The 23,350-nt window shown below is 45.7% G+C and carries 25 protein-coding genes; 24 read left to right on the top strand and 1 reads right to left on the bottom strand.

Features of this window, described 5'->3' with window-relative positions:
- The 8 genes from rpoB to HP568_RS26520 all read left to right on the top strand — a co-directional run.
- A partial coding sequence (gene rpoB, locus HP568_RS26555; RefSeq protein ID WP_173630670.1) for a DNA-directed RNA polymerase subunit beta occupies positions 1-3,007 on the top strand: 3,007 nt, incomplete at its 5' end.
- Between the two features lie 29 nt (positions 3,008-3,036).
- Positions 3,037-6,663, top strand: a complete 3,627-nt coding sequence (rpoC, locus tag HP568_RS26550; RefSeq protein ID WP_048035652.1) for a DNA-directed RNA polymerase subunit beta' — start codon at positions 3,037-3,039, stop codon at positions 6,661-6,663.
- 138 nt (positions 6,664-6,801) lie between these two features.
- Positions 6,802-7,056, top strand: a complete 255-nt coding sequence (locus HP568_RS26545) for a 50S ribosomal protein L7ae-like protein (protein WP_017247041.1) — start codon at positions 6,802-6,804, stop codon at positions 7,054-7,056.
- A gap of 122 nt (positions 7,057-7,178) precedes the next feature.
- Positions 7,179-7,613: a 30S ribosomal protein S12 gene (gene rpsL / locus HP568_RS26540; RefSeq protein ID WP_012683978.1), complete on the top strand. Its 435-nt coding sequence runs from the start codon at positions 7,179-7,181 to the stop codon at positions 7,611-7,613.
- Positions 7,614-7,670: 57 nt separating this feature from the next.
- Complete coding sequence (rpsG, locus tag HP568_RS26535; protein ID WP_007716226.1) at positions 7,671-8,141, top strand: 30S ribosomal protein S7; 471 nt, start codon at positions 7,671-7,673, stop codon at positions 8,139-8,141.
- A 69-nt stretch (positions 8,142-8,210) separates the two neighbouring features.
- Positions 8,211-10,289: an elongation factor G gene (fusA, locus tag HP568_RS26530; protein ID WP_048035653.1), complete on the top strand. Its 2,079-nt coding sequence runs from the start codon at positions 8,211-8,213 to the stop codon at positions 10,287-10,289.
- Positions 10,290-10,409: 120 nt separating this feature from the next.
- Complete coding sequence (tuf, locus tag HP568_RS26525) at positions 10,410-11,600, top strand: elongation factor Tu (protein ID WP_048035654.1); 1,191 nt, start codon at positions 10,410-10,412, stop codon at positions 11,598-11,600.
- A 153-nt stretch (positions 11,601-11,753) separates the two neighbouring features.
- A complete protein-coding gene (locus HP568_RS26520; RefSeq protein WP_048035655.1) occupies positions 11,754-12,689 on the top strand; it encodes a DMT family transporter in 936 nt (311 codons plus the stop codon).
- 25 nt (positions 12,690-12,714) lie between these two features.
- Here HP568_RS26520 and HP568_RS26515 read toward each other — a convergent pair whose 3' ends face one another.
- Positions 12,715-13,101, bottom strand: a complete 387-nt coding sequence (locus tag HP568_RS26515; protein ID WP_048035656.1) for a globin domain-containing protein — start codon at positions 13,099-13,101, stop codon at positions 12,715-12,717.
- 607 nt (positions 13,102-13,708) lie between these two features.
- Here HP568_RS26515 and HP568_RS26510 point away from each other — a divergent pair.
- The 16 genes from HP568_RS26510 (at position 13,709) to rplN (ending at position 23,308) form a co-directional block, all read left to right on the top strand.
- On the top strand, positions 13,709-14,200 hold the full coding sequence (locus HP568_RS26510) for a hypothetical protein (protein WP_173630669.1): 492 nt from the start codon (positions 13,709-13,711) through the stop codon (positions 14,198-14,200).
- 34 nt (positions 14,201-14,234) lie between these two features.
- Positions 14,235-16,058, top strand: coding sequence for an ABC transporter ATP-binding protein (locus HP568_RS26505; protein WP_173630668.1), 1,824 nt, complete (start codon positions 14,235-14,237; stop codon positions 16,056-16,058).
- Positions 16,046-16,600 carry a MauE/DoxX family redox-associated membrane protein gene (locus HP568_RS26500; RefSeq protein WP_173630667.1) on the top strand — a complete coding sequence of 185 codons (555 nt, stop codon included), beginning with the start codon at positions 16,046-16,048 and terminating at the stop codon, positions 16,598-16,600. The genes HP568_RS26505 and HP568_RS26500 overlap by 13 nt, the downstream gene beginning before the upstream one ends.
- A 16-nt stretch (positions 16,601-16,616) precedes the next feature.
- Entirely contained in the window at positions 16,617-17,174 is a 558-nt protein-coding gene (locus HP568_RS26495) for a TlpA family protein disulfide reductase (RefSeq protein WP_173630666.1), read from the top strand.
- Positions 17,175-17,731: 557 nt separating this feature from the next.
- A complete protein-coding gene (rpsJ, locus tag HP568_RS26490; RefSeq protein WP_005828858.1) occupies positions 17,732-18,040 on the top strand; it encodes a 30S ribosomal protein S10 in 309 nt (102 codons plus the stop codon).
- Positions 18,041-18,189: 149 nt separating this feature from the next.
- Positions 18,190-18,819 carry a 50S ribosomal protein L3 gene (rplC, locus tag HP568_RS26485; protein ID WP_048035657.1) on the top strand — a complete coding sequence of 210 codons (630 nt, stop codon included), beginning with the start codon at positions 18,190-18,192 and terminating at the stop codon, positions 18,817-18,819.
- Positions 18,820-18,839: 20 nt separating this feature from the next.
- Positions 18,840-19,463 (top strand): 50S ribosomal protein L4, encoded by a 624-nt coding sequence (gene rplD, locus HP568_RS26480; protein WP_016742844.1) that lies wholly within the window; start codon positions 18,840-18,842, stop codon positions 19,461-19,463.
- Entirely contained in the window at positions 19,463-19,753 is a 291-nt protein-coding gene (rplW, locus tag HP568_RS26475) for a 50S ribosomal protein L23 (RefSeq protein ID WP_007716243.1), read from the top strand. The genes rplD and rplW overlap by 1 nt, the downstream gene beginning before the upstream one ends.
- A gap of 32 nt (positions 19,754-19,785) precedes the next feature.
- Positions 19,786-20,616, top strand: coding sequence for a 50S ribosomal protein L2 (gene rplB / locus HP568_RS26470; RefSeq protein WP_012683985.1), 831 nt, complete (start codon positions 19,786-19,788; stop codon positions 20,614-20,616).
- Positions 20,617-20,665: 49 nt separating this feature from the next.
- On the top strand, positions 20,666-20,947 hold the full coding sequence (gene rpsS / locus HP568_RS26465) for a 30S ribosomal protein S19 (RefSeq protein ID WP_007716246.1): 282 nt from the start codon (positions 20,666-20,668) through the stop codon (positions 20,945-20,947).
- Between the two features lie 29 nt (positions 20,948-20,976).
- On the top strand, positions 20,977-21,309 hold the full coding sequence (rplV, locus tag HP568_RS26460; RefSeq protein WP_047074707.1) for a 50S ribosomal protein L22: 333 nt from the start codon (positions 20,977-20,979) through the stop codon (positions 21,307-21,309).
- A gap of 13 nt (positions 21,310-21,322) precedes the next feature.
- Entirely contained in the window at positions 21,323-21,985 is a 663-nt protein-coding gene (rpsC, locus tag HP568_RS26455; RefSeq protein ID WP_048035658.1) for a 30S ribosomal protein S3, read from the top strand.
- A 2-nt stretch (positions 21,986-21,987) separates the two neighbouring features.
- Complete coding sequence (gene rplP, locus HP568_RS26450; protein WP_007716249.1) at positions 21,988-22,422, top strand: 50S ribosomal protein L16; 435 nt, start codon at positions 21,988-21,990, stop codon at positions 22,420-22,422.
- A complete protein-coding gene (gene rpmC, locus HP568_RS26445; RefSeq protein WP_012683988.1) occupies positions 22,412-22,609 on the top strand; it encodes a 50S ribosomal protein L29 in 198 nt (65 codons plus the stop codon). The genes rplP and rpmC overlap by 11 nt, the downstream gene beginning before the upstream one ends.
- 22 nt (positions 22,610-22,631) lie before the next feature.
- Positions 22,632-22,898 carry a 30S ribosomal protein S17 gene (gene rpsQ, locus HP568_RS26440; RefSeq protein WP_012683989.1) on the top strand — a complete coding sequence of 89 codons (267 nt, stop codon included), beginning with the start codon at positions 22,632-22,634 and terminating at the stop codon, positions 22,896-22,898.
- A 41-nt stretch (positions 22,899-22,939) separates the two neighbouring features.
- Complete coding sequence (gene rplN, locus HP568_RS26435; protein ID WP_012683990.1) at positions 22,940-23,308, top strand: 50S ribosomal protein L14; 369 nt, start codon at positions 22,940-22,942, stop codon at positions 23,306-23,308.
- The last annotated feature ends 42 nt before the right edge of the window (positions 23,309-23,350 follow it).

Below are 23,350 nucleotides of genomic sequence, written 5' to 3'. Positions count from 1 at the left end.
CGTTATTTATGTCCGCATCGACCGTACGCGAAAAATCCCGGTAACGGTTCTTTTGCGTGCGTTGGGCTTTGGTTCCGACATCGAGATTCTCAACTTGCTGGGTGAAGATGAATACATCAAGAACACGCTGGAAAAAGACAATACCGATTCTACGGAAAAAGCGCTTATTGAAATCTACGAGCGTCTTCGTCCGGGTGAGCCACCAACAGTCGAAAATGCGAAGAGCCTCTTGATCTCTCGTTTCTTCGACCCTAAGCGCTATGATTTGGCTTCTGTTGGTCGTTATAAAATGAACAAAAAGCTTCATTTGAAAAACCGTCTGTACAACCAACGTTTGGCTGAAACGCTGATCGATACGACAACAGGTGAAATTTTTGCCGAAGCAGGTCAAATGATTGACCGTCGTGTCCTGGATCGCATCGTGCCAGCGCTGGAAGGCAATGTGGGCTTTATCGACGTTCGCACACATGGCGGTGTACTGGAAGATGAAGCGATTCATTTGCAATCTATCAATATTTTCTCTCCGATTGAAGATGGCAAGATCATCAAAGTAATCGGAAACGGAAATGTAGATAAGTCCTTCAAACATATTACGCCGGCGGACATCGTATCGGCGATCAACTATTTCATGAACCTCCTGCACAGTGTAGGTTCCACAGACGATATTGACCACTTGGGTAACCGTCGTCTGCGTTCCGTTGGTGAACTGTTGCAGAACCAGTTCCGTATTGGTTTGTCCCGTATGGAGCGTGTGGTTCGTGAGCGCATGTCCATTCAGGATCAAAACCAAATTACACCGCAAGCTCTCATTAACATCCGTCCAGTGATTGCCTCACTGAAGGAGTTCTTTGGTAGCTCGCAGTTGTCCCAGTTCATGGATCAAACAAATCCATTGGCTGAGCTGACGCACAAACGCCGTCTGTCCGCACTCGGACCTGGTGGTTTGACGCGTGAGCGCGCGGGCTTCGAAGTGCGCGACGTTCACCATTCCCACTACGGTCGTATGTGTCCAATTGAGACGCCAGAGGGACCAAACATTGGTTTGATCAACTCCCTGTCGTCCTTTGCACGCATTAACGACTACGGATTTATCGAAACGCCTCGTCGTAAAGTTGATCCAGAAACAGGCTTCGTGTTGACTGATATCAGCTACTTGACTGCTGATGAGGAAGACGTGTTCAACGTGGCACAGGCAAATCAGCCACTTGATGAAGATGGCCGTTTCGTAAACGACATGGTAATCTGCCGTCGTAAAGGTGAGATCTTGAGCGTACCGCGCGACAAGGTAGACTTCATGGACGTATCGCCGAAGCAGGTTGTATCCGTTGCGACAGCGCTGATTCCGTTCCTCGAGAATGATGACGCCAACCGCGCACTGATGGGTTCAAACATGCAGCGGCAGGCCGTTCCGCTTTTGATTCCACAAGCACCGTTTGTCGGTACGGGTATGGAGCATAAAGCAGCGCAAGACTCCGGCGTGGCGATCGTTGCCAAGCATCCGGGTCAAGTTGAGCGCGTAACGGCTCGCGAAATCTGGATTCGTCGTTACCAAGAAATCGACGGCAGAAAAGTTGCTGGCGATCTCGATAAATACAAAATGCACAAGTTTATCCGTTCCAACCAAGGTACCTGCATCAACCAGCGTCCAATCGTAAGCACTGGAGACTGGATTGAAAAAGGCGATATCATTGGGGACGGCCCATCCACTGAAAAAGGTGAATTGGCTCTCGGTCGTAACGTAATCGTTGCGTTTATGACGTGGGAAGGATACAACTACGAAGACGCGATTCTTCTGAGTGAAAAACTTGTAAAAGATGACGTGTATACGTCTATCCATATTGAAGAATACGAGTCCGAAGCTCGCGACACCAAGCTGGGTCCAGAGGAAATCACTCGCGATATTCCAAACGTTGGGGAAGATGCTCTGAAAAACCTGGACGAACGCGGTATCATCCGTGTTGGTGCGGAGATTCAGGACGGCGACATTCTCGTTGGTAAGGTTACACCTAAAGGGGTTACTGAGCTGACAGCAGAAGAACGCCTCCTGCATGCCATCTTCGGTGAAAAAGCTCGTGAAGTTCGTGATACATCCCTGCGCGTACCACATGGTGGTTCCGGTATCATCGTAGACGTAAAAGTATTTACGCGTGAGAATGGCGACGAATTGCCACCAGGCGTAAACCAACTCGTTCGCGTTTACATCGCCCAAAAACGGAAAATCTCCGTGGGTGACAAAATGGCCGGTCGACATGGTAACAAAGGGGTTATCGCCCGCATCATGGCGGAAGAAGATATGCCGTTCCTGCCAGATGGCTCTCCAGTAGAGATCGTACTCAACCCGTTGGGCGTACCTTCGCGTATGAACATCGGTCAGGTATTGGAGACTCACTTGGGTATGGCAGCGAAACTTCTGGGTATCCACGTAGCAACGCCGGTATTCGACGGTGCACGTCAGGCAGAAGTATTCGAAACGTTGGAAGAAGCAGGTCTGGATCGTGACGGAAAAACGATCTTGTTTGATGGTCGTACAGGTGAACCGTTTGACCGCCGTGTAACGGTAGGTTGCGTGTACATGCTGAAACTGGCTCACTTGGTTGACGACAAAATCCATGCTCGTTCTACTGGTCCTTACTCTCTTGTTACGCAGCAGCCATTGGGTGGTAAAGCTCAATTCGGTGGACAGCGTTTCGGGGAGATGGAGGTTTGGGCATTGGAGGCATATGGTGCTGCCTACACCTTGCAAGAAATTCTTACTGTCAAGTCGGATGACGTCGTGGGCCGCGTGAAAACGTATGAAGCGATCGTTAAGGGCGAAAACGTTCCAGAACCAGGTGTTCCAGAGTCCTTCAAGGTATTGATTAAGGAACTCCAGAGCTTGGGTATGGACGTGAAGATTCTGTCCGGAGACGAGCAGGAGATTGAAATGCGTGAAATGGAAGACGAGGATGAAGGCAACGGTGAAAAACTGAACCTCGTTCTCGAAGGCGGAAGCTTGAACGAAGAGTAAGATTCCGGTACCAAGGGAGGTAACGCCCTGTGATTGACGTGAACAACTTCGAATATATGAAGATCGGCTTGGCTTCCCCCGATAAGATCCGTTCGTGGTCTTTCGGGGAAGTGAAGAAGCCAGAGACGATCAACTACCGCACACTGAAACCGGAAAAAGACGGCTTGTTCTGCGAACGCATCTTTGGACCGACCAAGGACTGGGAATGCCATTGCGGTAAATACAAGCGTGTTCGTTATAAAGGTGTAGTGTGCGACCGTTGTGGCGTGGAAGTGACCCGCGCCAAAGTACGGCGTGAGCGTATGGGGCACATTGAACTGGCTGCCCCAGTTTCTCACATCTGGTACTTCAAAGGGATTCCAAGCCGTATGGGCTTGGTGCTCGACATGTCCCCTCGTTCCCTGGAGGAAGTAATCTACTTTGCTTCTTACGTAGTAACAGATCCAGGTGACACTCCTCTCGATAAAAAGCAATTGCTCTCCGAAAAAGAGTATCGCAATTATCGTGAGAAATACGGCCACTCCTTCCAAGCGATGATGGGAGCAGAAGCAATTAAACGCCTGCTTGCAGAAATTGATCTGGATAAAGACGTGGAAACGTTAAAAGAAGATTTGAAAACGGCACAAGGCCAGCGTCGCAACCGTGCGATCAAGCGTCTGGAAGTGCTCGAGGCATTCCGCAACTCCGGTAACCACCCGGATTGGATGGTTCTCGACGTACTGCCGGTTATCCCGCCAGAGCTTCGTCCAATGGTTCAGTTGGATGGTGGACGTTTTGCCACTTCCGACCTGAATGACCTGTACCGCCGTGTAATCAACCGTAATAACCGTCTGAAGCGCCTGCTCGAACTGGGTGCTCCTGACATTATCGTACAAAACGAGAAACGCATGCTGCAGGAAGCAGTAGACGCGCTCATCGACAACGGTCGTCGTGGACGTCCGGTAACAGGACCAGGTAACCGTCCTTTGAAATCTCTCAGCCACATGTTGAAAGGTAAACAAGGTCGTTTCCGTCAAAACCTGCTCGGTAAGCGTGTTGACTACTCCGGTCGTTCCGTTATCGTTGTAGGACCTAACCTGAAGATGTATCAGTGCGGTTTGCCTAAAGAAATGGCACTGGAGCTCTTCAAGCCGTTCGTGATGAAAGAGCTGGTTTCCAAAGGCCTCGCTCACAACATCAAGAGCGCAAAGCGCAAGGTTGAGCGCGTTCAGCCAGAGGTATGGGACGTTCTCGAGGACGTTATTCGTGAGCACCCTGTACTGTTGAACCGTGCCCCTACCTTGCACCGTCTGGGTATCCAGGCATTCGAACCAGTTCTGGTTGAAGGCCGTGCGATCCGTCTGCATCCGCTCGTTTGTACAGCGTACAACGCGGACTTTGACGGTGACCAAATGGCGGTTCACGTTCCGTTGTCTGCTGAAGCACAGGCGGAAGCCCGTATCCTCATGCTGGCAGCGCAGAACATCTTGAACCCGAAAGACGGTAAACCGGTAGTAACTCCATCCCAGGACATGGTGCTTGGTTCTTACTACCTGACACTAGAGCGCGAAGGCGACAAAGGCGAGGGTACGATTTATCGCGATCCTCACGATGCGATTGCCGCTTATCAGCAAGGCTTTATCAGCCTGCATACGCGCATCGCACTGCCAGCAAAACGCTTGAGCAAAACCAGCTTTACTGAGCGTCAAGAGAACGCGCTTCTCGTAACGACAGTAGGTAAAGTAATTTTCAATGAAATTTTCCCTGCAGATCTGCCGTTCATCAACGTACCAACGAAAGGCAACCTGCAAAACATGGTTCCTGACGAATACTTTATTTTCGATAAAGGTACCAACGTTACTGAGTTCATCAAGAACCTGCCTGATCCAGGCGCGGTGAAAAAAGGCTTCTTGGGAACCATCATTTCCGAGTGCTTCCGTCGCTTCGGTACGATGAAAACGTCCATGATCCTCGATAGAATCAAGGAACTGGGCTTCACGTACTCGACAAAAGCAGGTATCACGATTGCCGTAGCGGACATTGCGGTACCAGGAAAGAAAAAAGACATTCTCGACGCAGCGGATGAAAAGGTTGCAACTGTCATGACGCAGTTCCGTCGCGGTTTGATCACCGAGGACGAGCGCTATGACCGCGTAATCTCTATCTGGTCCAAAGCGAAGGATGAAGTAACAGACGTTTTGATGAAGTCCATGGATAAGTTCAATGCGATCTTCATGATGGCGAACTCCGGTGCCCGTGGTAACGTATCCCAGATCACTCAGTTGGCTGGTATGCGCGGTCTGATGGCGAACCCATCCGGTCGAATCATTGAGTTGCCGATTAAATCCAACTTCCGTGAAGGTCTGACGGTATTGGAGTACTTTATCTCCACGCACGGTGCGCGTAAAGGTCTCGCCGATACAGCCTTGCGTACAGCGGACTCGGGTTACCTGACTCGTCGTCTGGTAGACGTTGCCCAAGACGTGATTGTACGCGAAACTGATTGTGGAACAGATAAAGGTATCCGTGTAACAGCAATCAAGGATGGTAAGGAAGAAATCGAGAAGTTGTCTGATCGTCTGGTTGGACGTACTTGCTTCGAGACTTTGCGCCACCCTGAGACAAAAGAAATCATCGTGCACCGCAATGAGGAGATCTCTGAAGAGGTTGCCGAGTATATCGAAAAAGTAGGAATCACTAACGTTTATATCCGTAACGTACTCGCTTGCCGCACCAGCCATGGTGTCTGCAAATTGTGTTACGGACGCAACCTGGCGACAGGAGCCGAGGTGGAAGTGGGAGAAGCAGTCGGTATTATCGCTGCACAATCCATTGGTGAGCCGGGTACCCAGCTGACCATGCGTACCTTCCATACTGGTGGGGTTGCGGGAGACGATATTACCCAAGGTTTGCCGCGTATTCAGGAGTTGTTCGAAGCGCGTAATCCGAAAGGGCAAGCAGTCATCTCCGAAATCGATGGTGAAGTTGTTGATATTCGCGAAGGGAAAGATCGTCGCGAGATCGAAGTACGTGGGGAAGCGGAGAACAAAGTGTATGCAGCACCGTATGGCTCGCGCATCAAGGTTTCTGTTGGTCTCAAGCTGAATGCCGGTGACGAGCTCACGGAAGGTTCCGTAGACCCGAAAGAAATGCTCAAAGTTCGCGGTATGCGCGGCGTTTCCAACTACATCTTGCAAGAGGTACAAAAAGTTTACCGTATGCAAGGGGTAGAAATTAACGACAAGCACGTAGAGGTTATGATTCGTCAGATGCTGCGCAAACTGCGCGTTATCGACAGCGGAGATACAGACCTCTTGCCAGGTTCCTATGTTGAGGTTCCTGAATTTGAGCAAGCGAACGCAAAAGTTCTCATGGAAGGCAGAAATCCAGCAGTGGGCCGTCCGGTTCTTCTGGGGATCACCAAAGCATCCCTCGAAACCGACTCCTTCCTGTCGGCAGCATCCTTCCAAGAAACGACTCGCGTTCTTACCGATGCAGCGATCAAAGGAAAAGTGGACCGCTTGCTAGGTTTGAAAGAGAACGTTATTATCGGGAAGCTGGTTCCAGCAGGTACCGGTATGTCACGTTACCGCAATGTAAAAGTTGCTAGTCAAGTAGATTACGAAGCAGAGCTGGAAGCAGCGAAAGCTGAGCAAGAAGCAGTTTCTGTAGAGTAATGGCGGGAAAAGCGCCCATCACCGATTGGTGGGCGCTTTCCTAAATAAAAAATATGAGATGGGCGTTGACAACAACTAGCCCACCTGATATTATATTCAAGTGTGCCTGACATCTGTACTTTGGAGGATATGAGAATCATGTCTTATGAAAAAGTAGAGCGGGCCAAGGACTTGACAATCGGCATTAAGCAGACGATCAAAGCTGTTGAAAGCCAACAGGTAGAAGCAGTGTATATCGCTGTTGATGCAGATAAGCGTTTGACCCAAAAAGTCGAGCTCCTTTGCAAAGAGAAGGGTGTTCCAGTCATTCATGTAGATTCCATGCGTCGTTTAGGCAAAGCGTGTGGAATTGAAGTGGGAGCGGCTACCGCTGCGATTAAAAAAAGTGGTTAACGATGTTTTTGTCTGTGGTTACACGTTGCGTAATACTGGACAAGGACTTTCTATTTGACCTAAAAATGACTCACCTGGATCTGTGGTCTTGAAGATTGGGTATTAAGAAGGGAGGTAACATCATGCCTACAATTAACCAATTGGTGCGTAAAGGTCGCGAGGATAAGGTTGTGAAGTCGAAGTCCCCAGCTCTTCAAAAGGGGTACAACAGCTTCAAGAAAAGCCAAACCAACCAAAGCTCTCCTCAAAAACGTGGTGTTTGCACTCGTGTAGGTACCATGACTCCGAAAAAACCGAACTCCGCGTTGCGTAAATACGCTCGTGTGCGTTTGACAAACGGAATCGAGGTAACAGCTTACATCGGTGGTATTGGCCACAACCTGCAAGAGCATAGCGTCGTGCTGGTGCGCGGCGGTCGTGTAAAAGACTTGCCAGGGGTACGCTACCATATCGTTCGTGGTGCTCTTGACACTGCTGGTGTGAACAACCGTAAACAAGGTCGTTCCAAATACGGTACTAAGCGTCCGAAGCCAGGTCAAGCAGCAGCGAAGAAGTAATAAAAAAAGCGCCTGTGAAGTGGCGTGAATTTATATCGAAAAGAAGGAGGGAATACGATGCCTCGTAAAGGTCCTGTAACCCGTCGTGACGTGCTGCCTGATCCTATTCACAACAGCAAGTTGGTTACTCGCTTGATTAACCGCCTGATGTTGGATGGTAAGCGCGGTGTAGCTCAGAACATTCTCTACAACGCATTTGACATCATCCAGGAGCGCACAGGTCGCAACCCGATGGAAGTGTTTGAAGAAGCACTGAAAAACGTAATGCCAGTACTGGAAGTTAAAGCTCGCCGTGTAGGTGGTGCTAACTACCAAGTACCAATCGAAGTAAAACCGGAGCGCCGTACCACTCTTGGTCTGCGTTGGATGGTTAACTACTCCCGTAACCGTGGAGAGAAAACCATGGAACAACGCTTGGCTAACGAGATCATGGACGCTGCTAACAACACCGGTGCAGCAGTTAAAAAGCGTGAAGACACGCACAAGATGGCTGAAGCGAACAAAGCGTTTGCTCACTATCGCTGGTAGAAATTGAATCGGGTGTCCGTTTTGGATACCCGTTTATTCTCAAACTCGAGTATGGAAGGAGCATACCTAATGGCTCGCGAGTTCTCTTTGCCGAATACGCGTAATATCGGTATCATGGCTCACATCGATGCTGGTAAGACGACGACTACTGAGCGTATTCTGTTCTACACTGGTCGTGTTCACAAAATTGGTGAGGTGCACGAAGGTGCAGCTACCATGGACTGGATGGAACAAGAGCAAGAGCGCGGTATTACCATTACTTCGGCTGCTACTACTGCTCAATGGGCTGGTCATCGTATCAACATCATTGATACACCAGGTCACGTAGACTTCACTGTAGAAGTTGAGCGCTCCCTGCGCGTTCTTGACGGTGCTGTAACCGTTTTTGACGCAAAAGGTGGCGTTGAGCCGCAAACCGAAACAGTATGGCGCCAAGCTGACCGCTATGGCGTACCGCGCATGTGCTACATCAACAAAATGGATATCATGGGTGCTAACTTTGATATGTGCTTGGGTCAGATCAAATCTCGCCTGGGTGCAAATCCAGTAGCTATCCAATATCCAATCGGTGCAGAAGATCAATTCAAAGGTATGGTTGACCTGATTGAAATGAAGGCAATCGTATATACTGATGACTTGGGTAAAACTTCTGACTCCGCTGAAATTCCTGCTGACATTCTGGCACGTTGCGAAGAACTTCGCATGGCTATGGTTGAAGCAGCAGCTGAACAAGACGAAGAGCTCATGATGAAGTACTTGGAAGGCGAAGAGCTGACCAACGACGAAATTCGTGCTGCTCTGCGTAAGGGTACTATCGAGTGCAAACTGACGCCGGTAATGTGCGGTTCTTCTTACAAGAACAAAGGTGTTCAGCCTATGCTGGACAACGTAGTTGCTTACCTGCCGTCTCCGGTAGATATCCCTGCAATTAAAGGTACATTGCCAGATACTGAAGAAGAAGTTGATCGTCCAGCTGACGACAACGGTCCGTTCTCTGCTCTTGCGTTCAAGATCATGACTGACCCGTATGTTGGTCGTTTGACTTTCTTCCGCGTATACTCCGGTGTACTGAACTCCGGTTCTTACGTTCTCAACTCTACCAAGGGTAAACGTGAGCGCGTTGGTCGTATCCTGCAAATGCACGCAAACCACCGTGAAGAGATCACAACGGTTTACTCCGGTGACATTGCTGCAGCTGTAGGTTTGAAAGATACAACAACTGGTGATACTCTGTGTGATGAAAAGGCTCCTGTAATCCTTGAGTCTATGGACTTCCCAGAGCCAGTTATTTCTGTTGCGATTGAACCAAAATCCAAAGCAGACCAAGACAAGATGGGTATCGGCCTGTCCAAGCTGGCTGAAGAGGATCCAACGTTCAGAACTCGCACAGATGAAGAGACTGGTCAAACAATCATTTCCGGTATGGGTGAGCTTCACCTGGAGATTATCGTAGACCGTCTGAAACGCGAATTTAAAGTCGAGTCGAACGTTGGTGCTCCACAGGTTGCTTACCGTGAAACATTCCGTAACACAGCCAAAGTGGAAGGTAAATTCGTTCGTCAGTCCGGTGGTCGTGGTCAATACGGTCACGTTTGGGTGGAATTCGCTCCTCTCGAGCCGGGTCAAGGCTTCCAATTCGAAAACAAAATCGTTGGTGGTGTAGTACCACGCGAATACATCCCTGCTGTTCAAGCGGGTATCGAAGAGTCTATGAAAAATGGTGTTATCGCTGGCTTCCCGCTGGTTGATATCAAAGCTACTATCGTAGACGGTAGCTACCATGATGTTGACTCCAACGAGATGGCATTTAAAGTAGCAGGTTCTCTCGCTCTGAAAGAAGCTGCGAAAAAATGTGGCGCTGTACTGCTCGAGCCAATCATGAAAGTAGAAGTTACAATGCCAGAAGAGTACATGGGCGACGTTATGGGCGACCTGAACTCCCGCCGCGGTCGTATCGAAGGTATGGAAGCTCGTGCAAATGCACAAGTAATCCGTGCAATGGTACCACTGTCCGAGATGTTTGGTTACTCCACAATTCTTCGTTCCCGTACCCAAGGCCGTGGCGTTTACTCCATGGTGATCGACCACTACGAAGAAGTACCTAAATTTATCGCTGAAGAGATCATCAAGAAATCTAAAGGCGAATAATTACAGGTTACAGCTTTATCTTGCAATCAGAAAGGTTTACAATATTGAAGGGACAACCATTCGTAAGGTAAACCTTTCTTCAAACCATAAAACCCTTATATATAAGGAGGCTTTCCTCTCATGGCAAAAGCGAAATTTGAGCGTAATAAACCGCACGTTAACATTGGTACCATCGGTCACGTTGACCACGGTAAAACTACCCTGACTGCTGCTATTACAACTGTATTGGCACAACAAGGTAAAGCACAAGCTATGAACTATGCTGCAATTGACGCTGCTCCAGAAGAAAAAGAGCGCGGTATCACAATCAACACTGCTCACGTTGAGTACGAAACAGACAACCGTCACTATGCTCACGTTGACTGCCCTGGTCACGCTGACTACGTGAAAAACATGATTACTGGTGCTGCTCAAATGGACGGCGCAATCCTGGTTGTATCCGCAGCTGATGGCCCTATGCCACAAACTCGCGAGCACATCCTGCTCTCCAAACAAGTAGGCGTACCTTACATCGTAGTATTCATGAACAAATGCGACATGGTAGACGATGAAGAGTTGTTGGAACTGGTTGAAATGGAAATCCGTGACCTGTTGTCTCAATATGAGTTCCCAGGTGACGACACTCCAGTAATCAAAGGTTCTGCTAAAGAAGCTTTGGACAACCCAACTGGTGAGTGGGCTAAGAAAATCGCTGAACTGATGGAAGCGGTTGACACTTACATCCCAACTCCTGAGCGTGCAACTGACAAGCCGTTCCTGATGCCTGTAGAGGACGTGTTCACGATCACTGGTCGTGGTACTGTTGCTACTGGTCGTGTAGAGCGCGGTATCGTTAAAGTTGGTGACCAAGTAGAAATCATTGGTCTGGCTGAAGAAACAAAAGCAACAACTGTAACTGGTGTTGAGATGTTCCGCAAATTGCTGGATCAAGCTCAAGCTGGTGACAACATCGGTGCTCTGCTGCGCGGTGTAGACCGTAACGACATCGAGCGTGGACAATGCTTGGCGAAACCAGGTTCCGTTAAGCCTTACACTAAGTTCAAAGCAGAAGTTTACGTTCTGTCCAAAGAAGAGGGCGGACGTCACACTCCTTTCTTTGCTAACTACCGTCCACAATTCTACTTCCGTACAACTGACGTAACAGGTATCATCCAACTGCCAGAAGGCGTTGAAATGATCATGCCTGGCGACAACACTGAGTTCACTGTAGAACTGATCGCTCCAGTAGCGATGGAACAAGGTACTCGTTTCGCGATCCGCGAAGGTGGCCGTACAGTAGGCGCTGGCGTTGTAGCTTCTATCGACGCGTAAGATATACGGATACACAAAACCCGACAACTTTGGTTGTCGGGTTTTTTTATGTGCAATTATCGAACTTTTAAATAACTCCCATCAAAATCATTCAATTTGCCTCTTGTAGCAATATGCTACAATACCATCAGGATTGGATGGGGGATATTAGAGATGAAAAATAATGAGCGATTATTGTTTCTTATGCTTGCGGGTGTTGTCACGCTGTGGGGCTTGAACGTCGTCATGGTCAAGTATTTAACAACGTTTCCTCCATTATATGTCGCGGCTATACGCATGACTGTTGGTGGAATCTGTTTATCGCCACTCATCTTCATATACCGAAAGAGTTTGCGTTTTAGCAAAATAGATTGGTTCTTGTTGGCCGGAGTCGGTGCTAGTTCTATCGCGCTTCATCAAATAACGCTTGCAGCCGGTGTTCAATACACGACGGCAGGAAATGCCTCGCTTATTCTTGGATTAAATCCGTTGGCAACGGCGCTCTTGGCAATGCTTTTCTTAGGGGAAGGCATGTCGTTGAAAAAAGCGCTTGGCATTGGAATGGGTTTTGCAGGAGTGTTGATTGTTGTCATCTCTCAACACGGCGGTCTTCATATGAATGGCTGGGGAGATGCTATTATGTTTTTCTCCATGCTCATGTATGTAACGGGTGGCTTACTCATTCGGAAGTTGGTCGTAAGAGGTGTACCTGTACTCTTAATTACGGCTTTATCGCAAATGTTTGGGGTCATCTTCTTGTGGGGAGTCGCATTGACTGTTCAACCAGCTTCCTATTATCTATCTTTGGACGTTTCTTCCTTCCAGTGGCTTGTGATTTTTGCTTCAGGTGCGCTGTCAACTGCACTTGGTTCGATAGGCTGGAATTATGGGATACGTCAGCTCGGAGCAAGTCGAACAGCTGTTTTCTTAAATGGAATGCCGATGGCCAGTTTGGTATTTGCGGCGATATTCCTGGGAGAAAGCCTTCAACTCGTACACTTATTAGCACTGTGCATGATCGTAGGTGGTGTATATTTGGGATCTCGTAGCTTGGTGCGACCGAAAGCTACACGTGCGGCAGCAAGCTCTGATATAACAACAAAAGCGTAGGACAGTAATTGTCCTACGCTTTTTCTTATTGATCCCACTTATTGACCATATGGTGAGCAGTTAATCGCAACCGATCAAAGATTTGCTTGCGAATTTCGCCTTCCAGTCCAGTCAGGTCCATGGCTTTATCCATACAAGATAGCCAAGCCTCTGCCTGTATAGGTCCAATAGGGAACGGCATGTGTCGTGCTCTCAGCATCGGATGACCATGGGCGTCCGAATACAGGCTTGGGCCACCGAGAAACTGTGTCAAAAACTGATATTGACGTTCCTTCACGTGGGTTAAATCTTCAGGGAAGAGCTCGGTAATGTCGGGATGCTGCTTTACCAGATCGTAAAAGGTATCGACAAGACGGGCCAAAGTATCTGCACCGCCAATGATTTCATAAGGGGTTTGATTTACATCAGACATTGAGGAAACCCTCCATTTCATAACGATTACAACCATAAGTATAACGTCTTCCTTCTATTATAGAAAGATAACTTGGTGAGTTGGCAGGTAATCCCGCTTGCCTTTCTAAAAAAATGTAAATCAAGTAATAACATCCTTATATTGACAATAATAGATAATTCGAATATTATTGACAATAGCTTCCATATTTCGATTGTTCTGTCGGTTTATGGAAGTATGCAGTATTGAAGAATAGTGAAAGGAGGGGAATGCTAATGTTAAAAAAACTATTTGGTGTTTTTGCGGAGCCTGAGTGTGGTTGCGTAGAATTGGTTCAAAAATGTATTAAACGATCCACTTGCATAGATATCCAACCAAAAGTTCACGGTAAGGCTTTTGTTGAGGTCGATTGCACTTCAGGGAAAACATGCCATACGTACAAGCCGTTTTCATGCGGTTGCTAAATAACAAGAAATAACTAGAACTGATTTGTTTTCTCTAGTTATTTTGATATTTTTCTTTTGAGAGTGGATGTTTAGTGGTCATGGTTTATTCTTACAAAATGCCATGATCACTCCTCCACTTTATTTACTATCAATGAGTAAAAACTTAATAGGGGAGGAGCAACATGGAGTTATTTCTATTGTGTGCACTACTTCTATACTTCTATATTGGCCTAAAAGTCAGAAAAGAGTTAGGGGGACTAAAAGCGGAGGTTGTTTTGTTACCAAGCGCAATAGCTGGTACTCAGTCTCATAATACCTCGTATGATATCTGTCTAAGCGATTATGTAACCTTTCCGGCAGATAACATAGATTCCTGGATAGTTATGGTTGCTTCAGCAACTTGCCCAGCATGTCATGAAGAATTAGAGCAATTTCTTATTGAAAATGTAAAGTATAATATTCCCTTTTTTTGCCTAATAAAGAATGACAATATCACTGAAACAGACAGTTTTATAGAAAACTATAAAGAGAGCGTACACATTATTCCAATATCTGAAGAAGTTGTGGATCAAATGCAAATTGACTATTTCCCCACTTTTTTACACGTAATTGGAGATGGGACAATTAACAAACAGTCTCTCTTAGTAAAAACACTAGTAAAAGAGTTTAAGTAGCATCTTGATTTTGCACTTTAAAAGGGTGTTGAATATGAAACTAGACTACACAATTAAAGCTATAAAATATGTACGGAATGTAGCGAGCTGGTGGATAATCTATACTGCTGGCATTAATATTGCTTTGGGATTTGTGCCGATTACGCAAGTTTGGTTAACAAAAGAACTTATTAATGCCTTAAATGAAATTTTTCAAAGAACAACAGAAAGTTACTCTCATGTTATTGGAATATTACTAGTTCAATTTTTGTTAATTTTTATTTCGAGTGGTTTAGAGAAAGTAAAAACGTATATGGATAAGGTTGTTGAGTTAAAACTAACACACAACCTGCAAAAAAACGTTTTGGAAAAAATGTCGAGTGTTCCATATAGTTATTTTGACAAGCCTGAGTTTTATGATCACTTAAATAGAATCCAAAGTGGTCAAGGCGAAAATTTTATGGCACCTATCAAAAATTTATTTGAAATCTTTAAAACGACAATAAGTGTTATTTCATTGATAATTTACTTAGCGAGTATTCATTGGCTGTTAATCGTATTGAGCGTTTTAATAGCATTTCCCGTGCTTTACCTCAGAAGTAAGATGGGAATACAGAGATTTAATTTGATAATGAACCAAACCCCTATGTTAAGGGAAATTCAATATATACAATCTATTATAGAATTAAAGCAGTCTTCTAAGGAGATCAGACTATTTGGGTTAAAAGATTACTTACTACAGAGATGGTCTAAGCGTTACCAGGAAAAAGAGTCAGCCTTCTTAAACCTTTATCGCAAAGATCACTTACAGTCTATTTCTCTTGATGTGATTATACATATATTCTATGCATGCGCTGCAATATTTATCATTTCAATGGGACGTATAAATAGAATAACGATTGGCGATTTTTTTGCTATTATTCAAGCGGTACAAGCAACTCAAGGCGGTATCAATCAAATATCATCAGGTGTTGCGAGTATTTACGAAGAAAGTTTGTATATACGTGATTACTTTCAATTTATTGACTTTCACTCTGATTTGAATTGCGAAGCAGAAGGGATTTTGCCATTTCCCACACCATTAAAAAAAGGCATTAATTTAGAGAATGTGTCGCATTGTTATCAGGGTTCAAAGCAGAAATCTATAAGTGAAGTAACCCTTTCAATTACTCCAGGAGAAAAAGTTGCAATTGTTGGTGAAAATGGGTCAGGAAAAACAACGTTAATTAAGTGTTTAATTGGGCTGTATCAAGTAGATGAAGGGCAAATACTATATGACAATATACCAATAAATAAACTCAATAAGAAAAGTCTTTGGGAAAATACGGCGGTATTGTTTCAAGATTTTATGCAATATGCTTTTACGGTTAGAGAAAACATTGCATTTGGAAATGTGAAGCGACTTGAAGATCATGAGTGGTTGGAAGAAGTTTCAAAAATAAGTGGCATAGAAGAAGTAATAAATGATTTTGACAAGAAGTATGAAACATACTTAGGAAAATATCTCTTTGAAGGAGAAGACCTATCAGGTGGATTGTGGCAGAGAATTGCTCTCGCACGTGCTACATTTAGGAATGGGCAAATTGTAATATTTGATGAGCCGACAGCAGCGTTAGATCCATATGCTGAATTAAATTTTTTCAAACAGTTAAGAAACTTAACGAAAGATAAGACAACAATATTTGTAACACATCGGATTGTATCGGCTAAAATAGCTGATCGCATTATTGTAATGAAGAACGGCCAAGTGGTGGAAATGGGAGGTCACGAGGAGTTAATGGAAAGAAAACAAGAGTACTATAGGATGTATCAAAGTCAATCAAAATGGTATTCAGATCATTCTTCAGAATTACAGGAGTTGGTAGGATGGAAGAGTTAACATATGCTTGTTTAATTGGTTTTGCTACCTTATTTTTTAGTACTAGTGTCAATAAAATTAGAAATTTAGATAGTCATTTCATCATGATTAAGAACTATAAGATAATACCTAAGAAGCTGATACCATTCTTTCTCTATACAGAAATAACTCTAGAGATTATTGTCGGGATCACGTTAATGTTAGGTTTATACCAGGGATTGGGAATTTTCATTATGATAGGCTTGTTGTCTGTTTACAGTCTTGCAATCTCAATTAATTTATTGAAAGGAAATAATAATATATCCTGTGGCTGCGGTGGTCTAGTTGGTGATCACAAGCTTTCATGGAAGTTGGTTTTTAGAAATCTAGGGTTCCTTGCAGTCGCTGTATGGCTGTATCAATTTGATCATAATTGGAGCTTAATAGAATCAATAATAGCAGGAGATGCATTCTCCTATGAAATGCTCGTGATGATATTTATAGTTTTGGGGGGGATCCTTCATAGCAGTGTTATAAAGAACGTTATTAGCATAAGGCGAAGAGCAGTGGAATTGTTAAAATAAAGAAGGAGGAAAAGAAGTGAGCAATACTTGGGTTTTATCGAATATTTTCCTTTGGGTTATAGTATTGGTACAGTCATTAGTTATATTCTTTCTAGCTAAGTATGTTGTTGAGTTTTTAAATCGTTTTCGTCTTGTTAAGTATAATATTGAGGATATTGGGATCAAGCCAGGAGAAAAGGCTCCGTTTTTTCGTACAAAAGATACACAAGGAAATTTAGTCAAGCTCACAAATAATAATGGTCGTGCCACATTGTTATGCTTTGTAAGTGACAGCTGTGATTCATGCATTACTCTTCTAAAAGACTTTCATTTATTGGTTGATCGGTTCAATGGTAGAGTGAAAGTTATTACTGTTATAAAAACTACCGCTAATGAAAATTTATTACCTTCTGCTACTTATGCATCAACCGTTGTTAAAACAGACGAATTGTTTTTTAGTTACAACATTCAAAAAACACCGACACTTGTATTAATTGATAATGATTTCAGCGTATTGGCAGTTGAGATAGTGACGGATGTCCAATTAGCGTATGAAATGTTAGAACAAAAACTTGAGCTTCCTTTATACGCATAAACAGTGAAGAACTGGGCTCAACTTAAAAAAGTTGAAACTAAATCACCCCGGGTTTCGCAGGGTCTCTATTCTAGGAAGAGAGCACAATGCAAAAGAATGGGGTGTATTTTTTTTGATCAATGATCATCAGAATTTAATCATAATTAGATTCAAACTTTTAGAAATACTGATTGCACAGCTTCCTCGGGTTTTTTCATCTCTATAAATTCAATTCAACGTGAGTCCTAATGTCAGCTGATTTGGTTTTCCTTCTATTATATTAAGACAGGGAACGTTAGGAGTTGGCAGGTAATCCCGCTTGCCTTTCTTCCTTGAAATCTGTAATATGTTCAAGGTGAGCCATTCAGTAGGCACACTATGTACAAAAAAATATACGGAAACCCAAGAAAAAACTTGCGTTGCCCAAATCTTTTTAGTACAATATTGAATGTTGGTCATGGACTTGCGATGATGTGGGAGGTTGCTGACACACCCGGCCCCTTTGCCATGACCGGGGTGCAGGATATTTCCACGGAGAAATGTCTGTTTAAAAAATGGGCGAAAAAGGAGGGACTTCAATGGCAAAGCAAAAGATTCGTATTCGTTTGAAGGCGTATGATCACAAAATCCTGGATCAGTCCGCAGAAAAAATTGTGGACACTGCGAAGCGTTCCGGTGCTAACGTATCCGGTCCAATTCCACTCCCTACGGAGAAAGCAGTTTACACGATCCTGCGTGCGGTTCATAAGTACAAAGATTCTCGTGAGCAATTCGAGATGCGTACACACAAACGTTTGATCGACATCTTGAACCCAACACCACAAACAGTAGATGCTTTGATGCGTCTAGATCTGCCATCTGGTGTGGATATTGAGATTAAACTGTAAGGTCCCAAAAAGCGATACACGCGCAGACGTTGTCTTGATAAGCGTGTTACACCAAGCAACAAACCCTTAAAATGGCACCCCTGCGCATCGGTGGGGACTTGATACAACATAAAAACGTTTTACTGAAATAAGCACAGGAGGTGGCACAAATGACCAAAGGAATCTTAGGGAAAAAACTTGGCATGACTCAAGTTTTTGGTCCAAACGGAACAGCGACTGCTGTAACGGTCATCGAGGTTGGTTCCAACGTTGTTCTTCAGAAGAAAGACGTTGAGACTGACGGTTATGAAGCGATTCAAATCGGCTTCGAAGACAAAAAAGAACAGCGCGCTAACAAGCCGGAAAAAGGACATGCAGCAAAAGCTAATACTGCTCCTAAGCGCTTCGTTCGCGAAATTCGCGGAGTTAACCTCGCTGATTACGAGGTTGGTCAAGAGTTGAAGGCTGACATTTTTGCCGAGGGAGAAATGGTTGACGTAGCTGGCGTATCCAAGGGTAAAGGTTTCCAAGGTGCGATCAAACGTCACAATCAATCCCGCGGTCCTATGGCTCACGGTTCGCGTTACCATCGCGGTCCAGGTTCCATGGGTGCTGTAGCTCCGAACCGCGTATTTAAAGGTCAAACACTGCCAGGTCAAATGGGTGGCGACAACGTTACTATTCAAAACCTGGAAGTAATTAAAGTAGATGCAGAACGCAATCTGGTTCTCGTAAAAGGCTCCGTGCCTGGTCCGAAAAACAGCTGCGTACTGGTATCCACGGCAGTCAAGAAGAACTAGTAAGGAAAGGAGGAACTGACATGCCGAAAGTAGCTCTTTATAACCAAACCGGTTCTCAAGTTGGCGAAATCGATCTGGCAGACAGCGTATTTGGTATCGAGCCTAACAGCGCAGTTCTGTACGATGCGATCGTGATGCAACAAGCATCCCAACGCCAAGGTACACATGATGTAAAGAACCGTTCTGAAGTACGTGGTGGTGGCCGCAAGCCATGGCGCCAAAAAGGTACAGGTCGTGCACGCCAAGGTTCCATTCGCTCTCCGCAATGGAAAGGTGGCGGTGTTGTATTCGGTCCAACTCCGCGCAAATACGGTTACAAACTGAACCGTAAAGTTCGCCGTTTGGCTCTGAAATCTGCACTTTCCACGAAAGTACAAAACAACGAACTCCTGGTATTGGAAGCTCTGAACTTCGCAGCTCCTAAAACTAAGGAAATGACTGCTGTACTCAGCAGCCTGAAAGTAGATCGCAAAGTTCTGATCGTTACTTCCGAGTACGACCAAAACGTAGCGCTCGCTTCCCGCAATATCCCAGGTGCAAAAATCGTAGATGCTGCAGGCATTAACGTTCTTGATCTGGTAGCGCATGACAAAGTAATCGTGACGAAAGAAGCGGTTGCGAAAGTAGAGGAGGTGCTCGCATAATGAAGAGCCTTCATGATGTCCTTAAACGCCCTGTCATTACCGAGCGCACCACTGATATGATGGCTGAGAAGAAGTACGTTTTCGAAGTACCTCTCAAAGCCAACAAAACAGAAATCAAACAAGCTGTTGAAAAAGTATTTGGCGTAAAAGTAGAAGCAGTTAACACAGTTCGTGTACCTGCGAAACCAAAACGCTACGGAAAATACTCCGGTTACACGTCCGAGTGGAAGAAAGCAATCGTTAAGCTGACTGATGACAGCAAAGAATTGGCCTTCTACGAGGGAGTATAACCTCGACGACTACCGAAAAGGAGGGTATTAACATGGGTATCAAAAAGTTTAAACCGACTTCTCCTGGTCGTCGCCAAATGACGGTTTCTACTTTCGAGGAGATCACCACGTCGACTCCCGAAAAATCCTTGTTGGCGCCTCTCAGCAAAAAAGCTGGTCGCAACAACCAAGGTAGAATTACCGTTCGTCATCAAGGTGGCGGTCATAAACGTAAATACCGTATTATTGACTTCAAACGTAACAAAGATGGTATCATTGGTCGCGTAGCAACCATTGAATACGATCCAAACCGTTCCGCTAACATCGCTCTGATCAACTATGCAGACGGTGAAAAGCGTTACATTATCGCTCCACACAACCTGAAAGTGGGCGACCAGATTGTATCCGGAGCAGATGCCGACATCAAAATCGGTAACGCACTGCCAATGGAGAAAATCCCGGTAGGTACTACTATCCACAACATCGAGCTGAAACCTGGTAAAGGCGGCCAATTGGTGCGCGCTGCTGGTACATCTGCTCAATTGCTTGGTCGTGATGGTGAGTTCGTAATCGTTCGCCTGTCTTCCGGTGAAACACGCCGCATCCACAACGTATGCCGTGCTACTATCGGTCAAGTAGGTAACCTGGATCACGAACTGTTGAACATTGGTAAAGCAGGACGTTCCCGCTGGTTGGGTATCCGTCCAACTGTTCGCGGTAGCGTAATGAACCCGAACGATCACCCACACGGTGGTGGTGAAGGTCGCGCTCCAATCGGTCGTAAAGCACCTGTTACTCCTTGGGGTAAACCAACCCTGGGTCTCAAGACTCGTAAGAAGAAGAACAAGTCCGACCAATACATCATCCGCCGCCGCAAGAAGTAAGGTAGGCTGATACTATAACCGAACGCCTTTGGCGAAGGGAGGTTCACTAATGGGACGTAGCTTAAAAAAGGGTCCTTTCGTGGATGACCACTTGATGAAAAAAGTTGACGAGCAAAATGAAAAGAACGAGAAACGCGTGATCAAAACTTGGTCTCGCCGTTCCACCATCTTTCCTGACTTCGTAGGACACACGTTTGCAGTTTACGATGGCCGCAAACATGTACCAGTTTACGTATCGGAAGACATGGTTGGTCATAAATTGGGTGAATTCGCACCAACTCGTACCTTCAAGGGTCACGTCGACAACGACAAGAAGTCCAAGAAGCGCTAATTTTCTCTTGACAGAGAGGAGGTACAAAGATGGAAGCAAAAGCAGTTGCACGCAATATTCGCATCGCGTCTCGTAAAGTCCGCCTGGTGGTAGACTTGATCAGAGGCAAGCAAGTAGGTGAAGCTTTGGCGATCTTGAAACACACGCCAAAGGCAGCTTCTCCAGTTGTTGAAAAACTACTGAAGTCGGCTATTGCAAACGCTGAGCACAACTATGAGATGGATCCAAACAGCCTCGTAGTGGGTAAAATCTTCGTAGACCAAGGTCCTACGTTGAAGCGTTTCCGTCCGCGCGCTATGGGTCGCGCTAGCCGCATCCATAAACGCACGAGCCACATCACAGTGGTACTAAACGAGAAATAAGGAGGGATTACGTGTGGGTCAAAAGGTAAGCCCGGTAGGTCTTCGGATCGGTGTCATTCGTGACTGGGAGTCCAAATGGTACGCTGACAAGGACTTCGCAACTCTGTTGCACGAAGACTTGAAAATCCGTAAGTATGTAAAAGGGCGTCTGAAAGATGCTGCTGTATCCACGATCGAAATCGAACGCGCAGCTAATCGCGTGAACGTTACGATTCACACCGCTAAGCCTGGTATGGTAATTGGTAAAGGTGGAGCTGAGGTTGAAACTCTGCGTAAATCTTTGACTGAGCTGACTGGCAAACGCGTTCATATCAATATCAACGAAATCAAACGTCCGGATCTGGATGCTACTCTGGTAGCTGAAAATATTGCACGCCAATTGGAAAACCGCATTTCTTTCCGCCGTGCGCAAAAGCAATCGATCACTCGTACGCTGCGCTCTGGTGCTAAAGGTATCAAAACCTTGGTAAGCGGTCGTCTTGGCGGCGCGGACATCGCACGTTCTGAAGGTTACAGCGAAGGTACTGTTCCACTTCACACATTGCGCGCTGACATCGACTACGGTACTGCTGAAGCACATACCACTTATGGTCGCATCGGTGTTAAAGTGTGGATCTATCGTGGAGAAGTCCTTCCAGCGAGAAAGAACGTCGCTACTGAGGAAGGAGGCAAGTAATCATGTTGACGCCAAAACGCGTGAAACACCGTAAACAACACCGCGGGAAAATGGCTGGTAACGCAAAAGGCGGTACTACTGTTGCGTTCGGTGAATACGGATTGCAAGCAATGGAGCCATCTTGGGTAACTAACCGTCAGATCGAGGCAGCTCGTATCGCGATGACTCGTTACATCAAACGTGGTGGTAAAGTTTGGATCAAAATTTTCCCAGATAAACCAGTAACACAAAAACCGCTCGAAGTCCGCATGGGTTCCGGTAAAGGTTCTCCTGAGAAATGGGTAGCGGTAGTGAAGCCAGGCAAGATCATGTTCGAACTTGCTGGTGTTCCTGAAGAAGTCGCTCGCGAAGCTATGCGTCTGGCTATGCACAAACTGCCAATCAAGTGCAAGTTCGTGAAGCGTGAAGAAGTGGGTGGTGACGCACATGAAGGCTAATGAGTACCGTAATTTGACCACTGCCGAGATCGAACAAAACGTTACTTCTTTGAAAGAAGAGTTGTTCAACCTTCGTTTCCAGCTGGCTACGGGTCAACTCGAAACCACATCTCGTATTAAACAAGTGCGTAAGGATATTGCTCGTGCGAAAACCGTCCTGCGCCAGAGAGAATTGGGAATCGGCTAATTATAGGAAGGAGGTTTGAACGATGACCGCAGATCGCAATATGCGTCGAACAGTTGTAGGTCGCGTTGTTTCCGACAAGATGGATAAAACCATTGTTGTTCTTGTTGAAACTTACAAGACACATCCTTTGTACGGCAAACGCATGAAATTCTCGAAAAAGTTCAAGGCTCACGACGAGAACAACACGGCAAAAGTGGGCGACATCGTAGAAATCATGGAAACTCGTCCATTGTCGAAAGACAAGCGTTTCCGTTTGGTACGTATCGTCGAAGAGGCAGTAATCGTATAAGTCAGATTTTCGGATATTAATTCCGAAAGGAGGAACAGTAAATGATCCAAACTCAGACGAGATTGGCTGTTGCTGACAACTCCGGTGCAAAGGAACTCATGTGCATCAAGGTTCTGGGTGGTTCCGGTCGTAAAACGGCGAACATCGGTGATGTTATCGTGTGCTCCGTAAAATCCGCTACACCCGGCGGCGTTGTCAAGAAAGGTCAAGTAGTTAAAGCGGTAGTAGTACGCACAGTAAGCGGCGTTCGTCGTAACGATGGTTCTTACATCCGTTTCGATGAAAATGCAGCTGTAGTTATCAAAGACGATCAATCCCCACGTGGTACTCGTATCTTTGGACCTGTGGCTCGTGAGCTCCGCGATAAGGATTTCATGAAGATCATCTCTCTGGCTCCAGAGGTTATCTAATTGAACGGCAAAACTCAGGCAGTTTGTTCGATAGGAGGTGCA

The sequence above is a fragment of the Brevibacillus sp. MS2.2 genome, from assembly GCF_013284345.1.
Taxonomy (GTDB): Bacteria; Bacillota; Bacilli; order Brevibacillales; family Brevibacillaceae; genus Brevibacillus; species Brevibacillus brevis_C.
The sequence above is the reverse complement of the archived record's forward strand: the minus strand, read 5'-3'. Positions and strand labels throughout refer to the sequence as shown.